9 protein-coding genes are annotated in these 14,991 nt (G+C 31.6%); 4 read left to right on the plus strand and 5 right to left on the minus strand.

Translation table 11 applies throughout. From position 1 onward, the window contains the following. From FJV36_RS02210 to FJV36_RS02220, 3 genes are all read left to right on the plus strand, one after another. The gene (locus FJV36_RS02210; RefSeq protein WP_233264617.1) at positions 1-1,872 is read left to right on the plus strand and encodes a proton-conducting transporter membrane subunit; all 1,872 of its coding nucleotides are present in this window, start codon (positions 1-3) and stop codon (positions 1,870-1,872) included. Positions 1,873-1,936: 64 nt separating this feature from the next. Continuing rightward, positions 1,937-3,544, plus strand: a complete 1,608-nt coding sequence (locus FJV36_RS02215; RefSeq protein ID WP_158730301.1) for a SulP family inorganic anion transporter — start codon at positions 1,937-1,939, stop codon at positions 3,542-3,544. Positions 3,545-3,547: 3 nt separating this feature from the next. After that, the gene (locus FJV36_RS02220) at positions 3,548-4,306 is read left to right on the plus strand and encodes a DUF2490 domain-containing protein (protein WP_158730300.1); all 759 of its coding nucleotides are present in this window, start codon (positions 3,548-3,550) and stop codon (positions 4,304-4,306) included. 906 nt (positions 4,307-5,212) lie between these two features. Here FJV36_RS02220 and FJV36_RS02225 read toward each other — a convergent pair. The 3 genes from FJV36_RS02225 to FJV36_RS02235 form a co-directional block, all read right to left on the minus strand. Further along, entirely contained in the window at positions 5,213-6,145 is a 933-nt protein-coding gene (locus FJV36_RS02225) for a 1-phosphofructokinase family hexose kinase (RefSeq protein ID WP_158730299.1), read from the minus strand. A gap of 78 nt (positions 6,146-6,223) precedes the next feature. Further along, positions 6,224-9,871: a M1 family aminopeptidase gene (locus tag FJV36_RS02230; RefSeq protein ID WP_158730298.1), complete on the minus strand. Its 3,648-nt coding sequence runs from the start codon at positions 9,869-9,871 to the stop codon at positions 6,224-6,226. 1 nt (position 9,872) lies between these two features. Continuing rightward, positions 9,873-10,748: an ABC transporter ATP-binding protein gene (locus tag FJV36_RS02235; RefSeq protein ID WP_086455109.1), complete on the minus strand. Its 876-nt coding sequence runs from the start codon at positions 10,746-10,748 to the stop codon at positions 9,873-9,875. Between the two features lie 258 nt (positions 10,749-11,006). On the opposite strand from FJV36_RS02235, the gene thiL reads away from it, so the two are divergent. Continuing rightward, positions 11,007-12,053: a thiamine-phosphate kinase gene (thiL, locus tag FJV36_RS02240; RefSeq protein ID WP_158730297.1), complete on the plus strand. Its 1,047-nt coding sequence runs from the start codon at positions 11,007-11,009 to the stop codon at positions 12,051-12,053. A 149-nt stretch (positions 12,054-12,202) separates the two neighbouring features. On the opposite strand, the gene FJV36_RS02245 is transcribed toward thiL, so the two are convergent. Beyond that, positions 12,203-12,898, minus strand: coding sequence for a response regulator (locus FJV36_RS02245; protein ID WP_158730296.1), 696 nt, complete (start codon positions 12,896-12,898; stop codon positions 12,203-12,205). A gap of 20 nt (positions 12,899-12,918) precedes the next feature. Continuing rightward, positions 12,919-14,943, minus strand: a complete 2,025-nt coding sequence (locus tag FJV36_RS02250) for an ATP-binding protein (RefSeq protein ID WP_233264615.1) — start codon at positions 14,941-14,943, stop codon at positions 12,919-12,921. Positions 14,944-14,991 lie beyond the last annotated feature (48 nt).

Below are 14,991 nucleotides of genomic sequence, written 5' to 3' on the forward strand. Positions count from 1 at the left end.
ATGATGACAAATGAATTTTTATTAGTATTTATCATTATTCCTATTGTAGGATTTTTGATTAGTTTCTTTATTCCAGAAAAGAAAGAATCTTGGTTATCTTGGACGGCATTTACAACGGTTTTTGTGCAGTTGTTAGTGTTGTGTGCTTTTATAATTTACTGGATAGCAAATGGCGCTAAAGACTTAAACCTATTCGAAGTATCGTTAGTCAAAACAAATGACTACGACTTCTTTATAGATTTTTATTTCGACAAAGTAACCGCGGTGTATTTATTCATCGGTGCTTTATTAACCTCAATGATAACTACATATAGTCGCTATTATTTACATCGAGAAAAAGGATACAAACGTTTTTTTATCACAGTTTTATTCTTCTTTTTTGGATATAATTTAGCCATTTTATCAGGAAATTTTGAAACCTTATTTATCGGTTGGGAAATTATTGGAATTTCATCATTCTTACTAATTGGTTTTTACAGAGAACGTTATTTGCCTGTGAAAAATGCTTTCCGAGTATTCTCAATCTATAGAATTGGAGATGTTGGAATTATTTTAGCGATGTGGGCTAGTCATCATTTGTTTCATGAAAACATCACTTTTATCCGACTACACAATTACGAATTGGTCAACGAACATTTGCAAAATCACACCTTAATTGGATCGTTCATTGCCTTATGTTTGGCATGTGCGGCTGCAGTAAAATCAGCTCAAGTTCCCTTTTCTTCTTGGTTACCAAGAGCAATGGAAGGTCCTACGCCATCAAGTGCTATTTTTTACGGTTCACTTTCGGTGCATTTAGGTGCTTTTTTAATGTTACGAACCATGCCTTTTTGGGAACACCAAACTTCAATGCGAATTGCTATTGGCGTAATGGGATTCACCACAAGTATCATTACCACATTAATAGCAAGAGTACAATCCTCCGTAAAAAGTCAAATTGCCTATAGTTCGATTTCTCAAATTGGATTGATATTTATTGAAATTGCTTTAGGATTCGAAACATTAGCTTTATTTCATATCACTGGAAATGCGTTTTTAAGAACTTATCAATTATTGGTTTCACCATCTGTGGTAAGTTATTTAATCCGAGAACAATTTTACAATTTCGTACCTAAACAAGTAAGCAAAAGCATCCTTCCTAAAAAATTAGAAAATGCTTTATATGTTTTAAGTATCAACGAATTTCACTTGGAAAAAATAATTAGAATTTTCCTTTGGAATCCTTTGAATACAATTGGTAACAAATTAAATTTCTTAAACCTAAGAAAATTATTCTTCTTGTTTTTAAGCACGTATTTAGCCGGAAGCATCACTTTGTATTACAAGAATTCAATTCCAAGTTACGTGACTAATTATTTACCTGAAGTTTTCGCTGCAATTGGATTGGTATTTGTTTTCAAAGCCTTTTCAGAAAGAAAAAGTCCGTTTGTAGCTTGGTTACTAATTGTTTTTAATCATTTCTGGATTGTGTTAGCCATTTTGTTTAACGAAAAAGTAAGCTATTATGAAATATCCCTTTATATCACAGGAATTGTAATTGCGGGAATTATTGGTTACATCGCTTTATTGAAATTAAAAACAATGGAAAAGAGAATTTTATTAAGTCAACATTCTGGACACGTTTATGAACATCCAAAATTTGCTTTCTTTTTCTTATTAGCAGCACTTGGCGTTACAGGTTTTCCAATTACTTCCACTTTTATTGGCGAAGATTTATTGTTTAGCCATATTGAAAGTCACCAAGTAGTTTTAGCATTTTTAGTGGCAAGTAGTTTTGTGGTTTCTGGAATAGCTGGCGTTAGAATTTACACCAGACTTTTCTTGGGAACACACATTAAAACCTATCACGAATTACCTTATAAATCATCATAAGAAGAAATAAGATTATAGACTTTTCGTAAATATTTAAATTATTAATAAAAACACATTCATTTATATGAACTCAAAAATAAAAAAATTCATCCCTGCAGACGGAATTGCGGGATTAAAAGAAAATTTCTCATCAGATGCCATATCTGGTTTTATCGTATTTTTATTAGCGCTTCCTTTAAGTTTAGGAATTGCCAAAGCATCAGAATTTCCACCAATTATGGGATTAATTACTGCCATTATTGGTGGTTTATTAGTCAGTTTAATTTCTGGTTCACGATTAACCATAAAAGGCCCAGCAGCTGGATTAATTGTAATTGTTGCCGGTGCTGTTGCTGAATTTGGAAAAGGCGATCCAATTTTAGGTTGGAAATTAGCCTTAGGCGCAATGGTTATTGCAGGTTTAGTTCAAATTTTATTTGGTGTTTTAAAATTGGGAAAACTTGCCGATTTCTTTCCGCTTTCAGCCATTCATGGTATGTTAGCCGCCATTGGAATTATTATTATTGCCAAACAAATTCCAGTATTATTAAACGATAATCCTACACTTGCAAAAGGAAAAGGTCCGTTGGAATTACTAGCTAATATTCCGAATTTCATTATGAATTTAGACTATAAAGCGACTATTATTGGTGTGGTGAGTTTAGCTATTATGTTAGGTTGGCCATACATCAAAAACAAGTATATCAAAATGTTTCCAGCACCACTTGTAGTTTTATTATTTGCTATTCCTGCCGAATTATACATGGATTTCGCACACACTGAACCTACTTATTCTTTGGTAAAAATTGGAAATTTAGTAGATAATATTAATTTCAATGCTAGTTTTGCTGGTATTTCACAAACAGGAACTTTTATCAAATTCGTCATTATGTTTGCTTTGGTTGGAACGCTTGAAAGTTTATTAACCGTAAAAGCTATTGACTTAACGGATCCTTTCAAAAGAAAATCGGACGCTAATAAAGATTTAATTGCGGTTGGAATTGGAAATGTTTTTGCTGCATTTTTAGGTGGTTTGCCAATGATTGCAGAAGTAGCTCGTAGCTCATCCAATGTGAACAATGGCGGGAAAACACGTTGGGCAAACTTCTTTCATGGTTTTTTCATTTTAGCATTTTTATTAGTCGCTTCTCCTTTATTAGAAATGATTCCGAATGCCGCATTAGCAGCGATGTTAGTTACGGTTGGAATAAAATTAGCACATCCAAAAGAATTCATTCATACCTTTGAAATTGGAAAAGAACAATTAGCCATATTTTTAGTGACTATTTTCTTTACTTTGTTTGAAGATTTATTAGTGGGTATTGCTGCAGGTATGGTTTTAAACATGATTATTCACTTATTACACGGAACTCCAATTTCATCATTTTTTAAAGCGCCAACTGAGGTCTCTTTCGAAGGAAATGAGTATTTAGTTACGATTAGCAAAGCGGCAATTTTCACTAATTTCTTAGGAATTAAAAGAAAATTAGAAGAAATCCCATACGGATTTAATGTTACCATCGACTTGAAAAATACTAAGCTTGTTGACAATTCTGTTATGGAAAACTTAGAACATTTTGTTCATGATTATGAATCGAATGGAGGAAAAATAACCATTGTAGGATTAGAAAACCATACGGCTTTCTCGGCTCATCCAAAATCTTCAAGAAAAAATTTAAATTTTATAAATTAACAAATGAAAAAATATAGTAATTTCTTAGTAGCTCTCGTTGGGCTAATAGGAATTCTGTTGCCAAATAGTTCAAACGCACAAGTAAAAACAAGTAATAACGATGTTTGGTTTCATTATGTTGGAAAAAACATGTTAAGCCAAAAGTTATCGTTTACACTAGAAGCCACTATGCGATATGCCAACGGAGTTTCAGAAAAACAACAATATTTTGTGAGACCCTCTTTTGATTATCAGTTTTCTAAAAAATTCAATGGTAGCATTGGTTACTCGCATTACAGCACGTATGTATATGGAAGTCCGGCTTTAAACAAAACAGACATTCCTGAAGATCATGTTTGGATTCAAGGAACTTTTGTTCACTCGAATGGGAAATTTAAATTCACGCATCGTTTAAGAGATGAAAATAGGTTTGTTGGAATTGCAGTAAAAAATGGTACAGAATATTCCATTGATCATTACGATTATAGAAACAGATTGCGATATATGTTCTTGATGAATTATACTTTAACTAAGAAAGAGGACAAAGTAAAATTATTCGGGATTCTAGGCGATGAAGCTTTTTTCAATATTGGTTCCAATGCTGGAAAAACGTTCTTCAATCAAAATAGAATTATTGGAGGTTTAGGCTATAATATTGATAAAAACCAACAAATTCAACTGAGCTATATCCATCAGAACATTTGGAATTACACGAATACGTTACAAGAAAGTAATCCAACCGTTAGAATATCCTACATCACTAACATTAGTTTGTTTAAATAAATTTATACTTTGAAAGAAGTAGTGTTTTGATCAAATAAGAGATCTATATTTCACATTCCTATTATACAAAAATGATGGAACACCTTTGACCAAAACCTTTTGTAAGTTATAAATTAGCGCTAGTAGATGAAGTTGTATTTATAAGGGTGTTGAAATTGAATGATTAATCTTGTTTTTAGAAAATAGAATAAAGAACAAAAAATATAGAGAAGACCTGATGATGTAAAAATTGTCAGGTTTTTTCTGTTTATTTTTGGCAGAGTAATTATTTTAAATTATGGAGATCATAGATGATTTTGAGTTACAACAAGCAGTTTTATTGGCAAAGAAATAAAAATAACAACTATAAACTTTTATTGCATTAATTCAGTTGAAGACATTCCAAGTTTAACATTCATCAGTAGTGTTTTTTAATGGTCTGGTAGAAATATAAGATTTAAAACGAACAAAATTTTAAGCTGGTTTGTTTTTTATTTTTGGCAAAATAGTTATCGCCTCTAGCATCTATGAAATGATTCAGTCCTTTAGAAAATTTAAAGCATAGATGATTTGAATCTTGTTTTCACAAACATTCGATGAGTTCAATTGCCTTTGGCTTTAGCCAAAGGTAAAATAGAGATTTTTTTCTGGCTTTAAACCAATTAGCACAATCCCTTTGGCTAAAGCCAATCAATAATTGAATCTAAAACCGTTGACTGAAGTCAACGGCAATTGATACTATTTTCTCTTTAATTTAAAACCTATTTGTTCTGCAAAAACATTATCTAAAACCGTTGACTGAAGTCAACGGCAATTGATACTATTTTCTCTTTAATTTAAAACCTATTTGTTCTGCAAAAACATTAAACCTAAAACCCTTGACTAAAGTCAACGGCAAGTGATACTATTTTCTCTGGACTGTAAAACCTATTTGTTCTGAAACAGCTCCAATAATCGCATCACATCTTCTACTTTAAATAATTGAGTTCCTTCGTTCATAGTTGCTGCAGAACCACAAGCAACTCCCCACTGAATAACTTCTTTTAAAGTTTTGTTTTGAGACAATGCCCACACCATGCCACCTACCATACTATCACCAGCTCCTACGGTGCTTTTCTTTTCTACTTTTGGCGCCTGAACAAAATGAGTTTCGTCTTGAGTGACTAAAATGGCTCCATCAGCTCCTAGTGAAACTACTATAATTTCAGCACTTTTATTTACTATTAATTGTTTAGCCGCTTTTTCAACCTCTGGTAATTCTAATCGATCTACACCAATTAATTTTGCTAATTCGCCAATGTTGGGCTTAATCAAGTAGACTCCTGTTTCTAACACTTTTTCCAGCGGTTCACCAGATGTATCTACAATAACTTTGATGTTAGAAGCTTTTGCTATTTGGGCTATTCTTTGGTAAAAATCAGTTGCTAATCCTTCATTTAAGCTTCCGCTAATGACAAGATAATCTGTTTTTAAATCTTTTACTTTTTGCAAAATTTCATCTTGTTCAGCTGGAGATAACTCATTTCCGGGAAAACCAAAACGGTATTGCGATTGTGTTTCGGAATCAAAAGCAATAAAATTTTCTCGTGTCCAGCTTTTCGTTCTTATCAATTCAAGTTGCAAACCTTCTTTTGTAATTAATTCTTCGAGCAATTCGCCGGAAGAACCACCAGAAGTAAAAATGCATTTGGACGCACCTCCTAATTTTGCAATGGCTTTAGATACATTTATACCGCCACCACCAGCGTCATAGCGCGGTTTTCCGCATCTAATTTTTTGCTCAGCGATAAGTCCAGTAAAATGAGTCGATTTATCTAAGGAAGGGTTTATGGTTAGTGTTACAATGGGTTTCATTTTCATGTAATCAAATTAAATTGTTGAAAGAAAAATAAATTTAGTCAAAAAGAAAGCGAAATCTAAATAGACTTCGCTTTCTTTTTACAATTTCCTTCTATTATCATCAGAATTTGCATCGATCAACTTATTGTAAGGGTCAACGCCAACTTCTGTTGGTTTTTCGTTCACCATCAACACCACTTTATTATCAATAGTATTAATTTTTAATTTTTTTAGATACAATTCTTTATCTGTTTTTTTTCCTTTAATGGTTTGCTCCGAAAAAATTCCAATTTCTACATAGTCTTGTAAAGGAAACGATTCTGTAGGATACTTGTCACCTTTCCTAGTGAACTTTAATGTTTTTCCTTTAGGATCTTTGAAGATTCTTTTTCCTTCCTCGTCAGCTTTATACTTTGAAACTTCAAACTGAATCGTAACTTGAAATTTGCCATTAGGCATTTTTTTAGAAGTCACATTACTAATTCTGTTATCGTATAAAGTTATTGTCTCAAACATATCATTAATAACATATTGTAACGAATCTGGAGTTGCTTTTTTAAATTCGTTTACCAATTCTATTGAGTTGGTATAGGGAGCATCTTGAAAAGCTACCTTACTTATATAACTCTTTAAGGTATTGTTCATTTTCTGTTCTCCAATATAATCACTTAAGGCATACAATACCAATGATCCTTTCTCATAATGAATGTATTGTTGGTTTTCGTTAAACATTAAAGGCTGTTCTTTTTTGCTTTCAAAAGTTCGTTGTTTCAAATATTTATCTAGTGCATCTTTTAGAAACCGTCGCATTTTAGATTTTCCATACGTATGCTCTAAAACTTTTAATGAACTGTATTCTGACAAACTCTCAGAGAGTAATGTTACCCCTTGAACATTGCCACCTATAACTTGGTGAGCCCACCACTGATGCGCTACCTCGTGTGATGTAACTGCAAAAGGATAATCAACAGCGTCTTGATTGTCGTCATTTACATCAGCTATAAAACCTATGGCTTCAGAGTAAGGGATCGTATTAGCAAATGATTGTGCAAATTGACCTTGTGTTTTAGGATATTCAATAATTCGAACTTGTTTGTGCTGGTACGGACTGAAATTTTTAGTATAATACTCTAGGGATTTCTTTACACCTGCAATCATTCGATTTAAGTTGTATTCGTGTCCTTTGTGGTAATATATTTCAATGTTTACATTTTTCCATTTGTCTCGTTTAACCTCATATCGAGCAGAGTTAAAAGCATAGAAATTAAGCATTTTTTTATCCATTTTATAATGGAAATAATTTCGTCCGTTTTTCTGCCATTTCTTTTTTAAATACCCAGGTGCTATAGCTGTTTGATCTCCAGAGGTACTTACTGTGGTTTCAAATGTTAACCAATCCGCATCAGAACTGATGTAAGTGTTTTTCCTAGCAATACTATCTGTTGGTTTAGCCATTCGATCTTTTGGTTTCAGCCCGTATTTTTTTCGAACATCATCATCTATCAATTCACTTTTAGCTGAATATCCTAAAGAAGGAAAAATTTCCTCATTAATAAACGTTCCATTATATAAAACGGGAGAGTTATTTTTAAAGAAAGTATTTGGCTTGTTCTTAATAACAAAACTCATTTGGATAGAATCACCAGGTTGCAACGCTTGCTCTAATTTATAGATGTTAAAATTATAAAGTGTATCCTTAGAAACCAGCTTGTTTTTGACATTGAAACTAACTTGGGTTCCTTCTTTATAATCTACAAAAATGGAGTCAATTACTTGGGTTGATTTATTTTTTAAAATGTATTTCCCATTAGCAACAAAATTGCGTTCCTCTGGAAACAAATCCATATCAATTTTAATATCTGTAATTCTTGGTTGAATTTTGTTCTCGAACTTTTTGTATTTCTTTTCCCAATTTACAATTTCTACCTCCTGTTCGTTTCCGCTTTTATTTTCGTTTAAAATATTATCTTGATAATACAACGCTCCACCAATTCCTAAAAAAACGAATGTTGCCGCTACCAGTAGCAATGCAATTTGCTTTGTAAATCTGATTTTAAAATCAGACCAACGACCCTTAAAAGATTGTACCGTACCTCTAGTCCAAAAAAGCAATGCTAAACCAAAGAAAATAATTCCAAGTGCTAACCAATATATTTTATAGAGAAAATAAGATGACAATCTGTGACCATAACCATTCATATCAGAAAAACTATAACCCGTATCACTATTAAACTGATAAATTAGTTGCTCAACCCCTATTGCCGGCAGAAAACTTAATCCGATGTAAAAAAGTAAAAGGATAAAGAATCCTAACAAATAGTTTTTAACTAATGTTTGAATAAGAACTGCCATTAATGCCCAAATTATATATTCGATCCATTTTAAGGCATACAATTCAAATAGATAATGACCTATTTCAAAATTAAAATAACCTTTATACACCTGAAACAAAATCCCCGAAAACATAATTACTAAAAGTAACACCATTTGCATTTTGACAATGGCCATAAACTTTGACAAAAGTAAAACCCAGTTAGGAGTAGGAGTTACATCTATTAAATGAAACATTCTAGTGGTAGTAGCACGATGAATTAAAATCCCAGAAAAAAGAAAGGTTAAAATATTGATAAACAACCCAAAAGTACTTCCAGGAATTTCGAGCATTTGCCATGTAACCGGATAGGTTTCTGTTCCAAAAAATGCACCCGAAGATAAAGCTGTAATTAAAATAAAAAGCATTCCCACAAGCACTATGCTGATAAATATCCAGTTTTTCACAATAAATTTAAAATCTACTTGAGATAAACTCCATGCTGTTTTCAAATTTTGTTTGGTTGAATAATCATACCCTACTTTAGGCAAGTTGATTTTAGTGATTCCACCAAAATTGTTCTTTGTAATACGCTCATTATCTTTACTTTTTCTTAATGTTAATGCTGTTTGAGTAAATGAAAAATAACGGTACATAAGACCTAGAATTACCATAGAAACAGTCAACCAAATTGCCCTATTGTAAATAATAGCTCCCTTAAAAGGTAGTAAATTTTCATTTTTCTCGTAAACAGTCCAATACTTTGTATAATAACTTAAAGCTTCACTACCAAAAGGATCAAAAAGCGCAACCAAAAATCGATTCTCATTTTCTTTTGTAAAACTACTTACAATACCTTGCACAAATAAAAGTAGTAAGACAGTAATGAAACCAACCGAAATATTACGGGTAATTGTTACTACTGAAAAAACAATTACACCAAAAAACGCCAAATTAGGGATTACAAATATCAAATAACTTTGCAAATAGGCCATAAAACTATGCGGACCCAATAACTGTGGATTTACTCCTGGTAAAAATGAAGCTAAAAAAGCACCTAAACCAACGCAAAGGGTGATTAAAATAACAACTAATAAGGAACTGAAAAACTTACTCATTAAGTAATCCCATTTGCTAAATGGATACGAAAACAAGATAGAATGCATGTTATATTTAAAATCACGATAAACGGACGCACCTATAATGGAGGGCAATAAAAAATAAATGAAAACTGACAATGCGTTTAACATATTGTTTAATGCTATAGGCGAATTTGCCATAGCGTTAGAGGCCGTAGTAGTTTTAAAACTATCAAAAATTCCAAGACTACTAGCCATCATTAACATAGAAAATGCCATGAAAATTCCGGCGTATATATAAAAAGTTGGATTTTTTAGCCACCTTTTTAATTCAAAAGTAAATAAGGTTCCAAACATTTTATAAGTCTTTTTTTAGTGCAACAAAATATACATCTTCTAACTGAGGTTCTGCCTGAACAAAACTTTCATTTGGCTTTTCTTGACTGTACACTCTAATGTTTAGCGTGTTGTCTTGGTTGTAATTAGAAGAAATTACATTAAAGTCTTTTTCGTTTTGCTCTAAAGCTTCTCTTTCAATAATTTTGGTCCAAATTTGACCTGAAAGCTCAGCTGTTGCAGCTTTTGGAGTACTTTGATTTAATATTTTTCCACCATTTAGAATGGCCATTTCATTACATAATTCTTTTACATCATCAACAATATGCGTTGAAAAAATAACGGTATGATTTGTACCTATTTCTCTTAGTACGTTTAAAAAACGGTGTCTTTCCGCAGGATCTAAACCAGCAGTAGGTTCATCAACAATGATTAACTTTGGATTATTTAACAACAATTGCGCAATACCAAAACGCTGTTTCATACCACCTGAATAGCCATTTACATTCTTCATTCTAACGTCATACAAATTAGTAACTTCTAATACTTGTTTGACAATTACTGTTCGCTCTTTTTGAGATGAAATTCCTTTTAATCGGGCAAAATAATCTAGTAAATCTTCTGCAGACATATTAGGGTAAACCCCAAATTCTTGAGGTAAGTATCCCAAAATTTTACGCAATTCCATTTGATTTTCAAGAACATTAATTCCATCAAATTCTATGGAACCTGAATCCGGTTTTTGTAAAGTAGCTATGGTACGCATCAAACTAGATTTACCCGCTCCATTAGGACCCAAAAGTCCGAACATTCCTGTTCCTATTTCTAAATTCAAATTATCCAATGCTTTTACACCATTGCTATACGTCTTGCTCAAGTTACTAATCTTTAACTTCATGATTTATTGGTTTAGTTAAGTCAGATTAGTATCGCATTTACTAAAATGTTACCAATTATTTCTTATTTTTAGTACTATTTTATCCTTTGTCGCATTGCAAACTACTGTTCCTTATGACAATACCAAAGTAAAAAAAATGAATTCCTGTTAACTTAAACCTACTTTTAGAACCATAAAACATTTGATCTATTATGATTCAAAAATAGTTCGACAGCATGAGTCTTTGCGACAAACAAAAATCCTTTGTACCTTTGCTACATGATAGAAGATAAAAACCCACAACGCACCAGCATTGCTCAACTAGGAGAATTTGGCCTAATAGATCACTTGACAAAAAACTTCGAAATTACACAAGCTTCTACTCTAAAAGGAATTGGTGATGACGCAGCTGTTTTAGACTTCAAGGACAAAAAAGTAGTAGTATCTACTGACTTGTTAATTGAAGGAGTGCATTTTGATTTGGCATACATGCCTTTAAAACATCTAGGATACAAAGCGGTAGTTGTTAACATTTCGGATATTTGTGCCATGAATGCTAAGGCAACTCAAATAACCGTTTCGGTTGCAGTTTCTAACAGATTTCCACTAGAAGCTCTTGAAGAATTATTTGACGGTATTACACATGCCGCTGCAGAATATAAAGTAGATGTGATTGGCGGAGATACTACCTCATCTCAAAAAGGATTGATCATAAGTATTACAGCTATTGGCGAAGCCAATGAAGACGAAATCGTATATAGAAATGGAGCTAAGGAAACTGATTTACTAGTTGTTACTGGAGATATTGGTGCTGCCTACATGGGTTTACAAGTCCTAGAGAGAGAGAAACAAGTGTTTCAAGTGAATCCAAATAATCAACCTGACTTAGACGCTTATACTTATTTGATAGAACGTCAATTAAAGCCAGAAGCTCGAAAAGATGTGCGTACATTATTGCATGCTTTAGAAGTAAAACCCACAGCTATGATTGATATATCAGATGGATTATCATCAGAGATCATGCACATTTGCAAACAATCAAAAGTAGGTTGTAATTTATATGAAGATAAATTACCTATTGACCCGCAGTTTATCAATGTTTGCGAAGAGTTTAATATAGATAGTACTACTGTTGCCATCAATGGCGGCGAAGATTACGAGTTGCTATTTACCATCTCAATACAAGATTTTGAGAAAATAAAAGCCAATCCAAACTTTACAATTATTGGTCACATGACCCAAGAAAGTGAAGGAATTCATTTAATTACGCGTGCAAATACCAAGATTCCACTCAAAGCACGTGGATGGGATGCTTTAAGTGAATAACTACTGAGGTTAAAAACAATACCTATTTAAAAATGCCCCAAGAAGTTCAAGACTTTTTGGGGCATTTTTTATCTGATAAAAAGAATCTCTATATAGTTGTATACTAATGCCCTTTGATGTTGATTCAAAATAAAATTGGTACAAAATAATTAATATAACAAACCTTTAGCTTTAGCCTCTTGAACCAGATCTTTATCTAATCCGCTTTCAATTTTTAAGAGTAACATTAAATCTTTCTTTCTTCTCTCAATTGCACCTGCTGATAAAAGAATATATTGTGGTAATTCACTTTTTTTTGTTCCTTTAGATAAGTGAAATAATATTTGTTTGTCAAAAACGTCTATCTCAACTGCATCTGCATCTACTAATTCCAACATACTTACAATAGAATCACTGTAGTATTTTTTATTGTTGATAATCGTGTCAATTGCAAAAATCAAAACTTCAAAATTAAGATCATTTTTTACAATCAAACCTACTGGATTGATGGTTTTAACAATCGTTTTGATTTTCAATAATTCAGTGTACATGGTCAGTAAAATAATTTTACAATTCGGCATGTATGTTTGGAGTAACTTAGCTAAATCCTCACCTGAGAAAATATTTTTACTTTCAAAAGGAGGCATACTGATGTCAAGGAAAGCAATATCAAAAGGAGCCGTTTCGGGACTAGTAATAATATCATAAGCTGTTTCGCAGTTTTTGGCTTGATCAATTTTAAATATGTATTGATCGGTTTTATAACGAGTAATTGCATTCTTGTACCCCTCAATTATAAAAGGGTGATCGTCTACGATTAATATATTATTCTTAAATTGTACTTGAGCTGGGGCTTCAATTGTCATTCTTTTCTAGTATTAAGGTTTTATACTAAATGTATTGTTATTGTAATGTGGGTTCCTTTACTAATAATAGAATTAATTATTGCAGTTCCATTACAATCTAAGGCTCTTGACCTGATGTTTTGCAAACCTATTCCTTTTTTTGCTTTGATAGTGTTAAAACCAATTCCGTCATCAATAATTTCTAAAATTAATTGATCTCCATTTTTTAAACACTTCACTTGTATGGAATTAGCATGTGCATATTTATTTATGTTTTGTAAACTTTCTTGCACAATTCTATAAATGTTGATTTTGATAGAATTACTTATTGTATCCCAATTAATACTATTATCAATACTGCTCTGTACAGGAATACTGAATGTTTTTCTTTGCTCGTCGAGAAGATTATGCAATATGACAACAAAATTATTGATCAATTCTTTATTTTCTCGACTCAAGTCATGAGATATTTCTCGTAAATCTTGCTCAATATTACGCAGTTCTACTAAATATCCATTTCGTTTTTCAATAGCATTTGAATCATCAAATTGGTTCAAGGTATCTAAGTTAATCCTAAGACCAAATATTCTACCCAAAACTCCATCGTGCAACTCTTGAGCCACTCTTTTCTTTTCTTTAACCCTACCTAAGTCTATCGTGCTTTGTTGCGAAATCATTAGATTATAAATATCTTCATTTGCTTTTTGTTGTCTTTGTTTATAAAGCAATACCTTGTTTCTATTTTTTTGATTTTTAATAAGATATAACAATAGTCCAAAAACTCCAAATGAAATTAAACCGTACAATAAATTCCTATTTTTAGTGGTTAAATAGTCATTCTTTTCAATAACTTCTTCTGTTTCGTATTCAATTCTTGAAAATTTATTTCCTATCGCTCGATCTGATTTTTGAAGTTTTTCACTAACAATGATATATTCTCTAGTGTATTTTGTTGCGTTTCTAGGCTCTATGATTGAGAGTTGTTTGAGAGAATTTAAAATTTCACGATAATTATTGGTCTTTTTTGATAAAATTAAAGCGTCATTAGCAAATTGTTTTGCTTTTAAAGTATCTCTTTTCCAGAGAAGATATTCCGAAATATTTAGTTTACTAGCGATAATACCAGTTGTTATTTGTAAACTATCTCGGATTTGTAACGATTTAAAAAACAATTGTGGAAGACCTTTGTTTTCTTCAAGTTTAAACTTAGTATATGCTAAATTATTCAATAACATTGCATAAAGAGAAGGCTTATCTTTAAAAACGTTTTCCTGTGTTAGTCCCTCTTCAAAGTACTTTTTTGCATATTTATATTTTTTTTGGTTTAAATATACAAAACCTATATTGTTATATGAAGTTGCTTTGGGTTGTGAAAATGATTTTAAAAGATAATCATCTATACTTGCCAAAGCCATATTGTGATAAGCAACAGCTCGGTCATAATCCTCAAGTCCGTTATAAATTTGGCCTAAAATATTAAAACAATCATAACGAATATCATTGTAATTTTTATTTTTAATCAACTTTAAAGCTTTAGAAATTGCCAGTTCTGAACCTAGAAAATCACTCTCTTTATATTGTAATGTAGCTTTGTTAAGAATAGTTAACGCAACATTATAAGTATCGTTCAACTCTACATATTTATTCTCAGCAATGTTATAATAATAAAAAGTGCTATCAGCTTTTACTTGTAGCAAATAATAATCCCCCAAATAAGCATTGCCTTTTGCTATACCATATGCATCTTTTTTTTCTTCCGCTTTTTTTATAATTTGATGAGCTGTATTTTTAAAATCTTCAAAACGATCTAAATTATAATATCGATTGGCTATTTTAAACAAATTATTCCGATAAATAGAATCATTACTTTGACGATCAACTATTGTAGAAGCTTTTTGTATGTAAGTTAGTCTTTGATGAAGTGTTAAATCAAAATTATTAGCTAAAGAAAAAAATATCTCTAAACTATCCTTTGAATATGTCTTATCCATGGTCTGTGTTTTTTTTTGTGTGCAACCGTTACACAGAAAATAAAATAATAAAACAACAAAAAAATATTTTTTCAATAGAATTAGGTATTAAACTATCAAAAATAGGGAATTAAACGGTTGTCA

Source organism: Flavobacterium sp. I-STPP5a (assembly GCF_009764685.1).
GTDB lineage: Bacteria > Bacteroidota > Bacteroidia > Flavobacteriales > Flavobacteriaceae > Flavobacterium.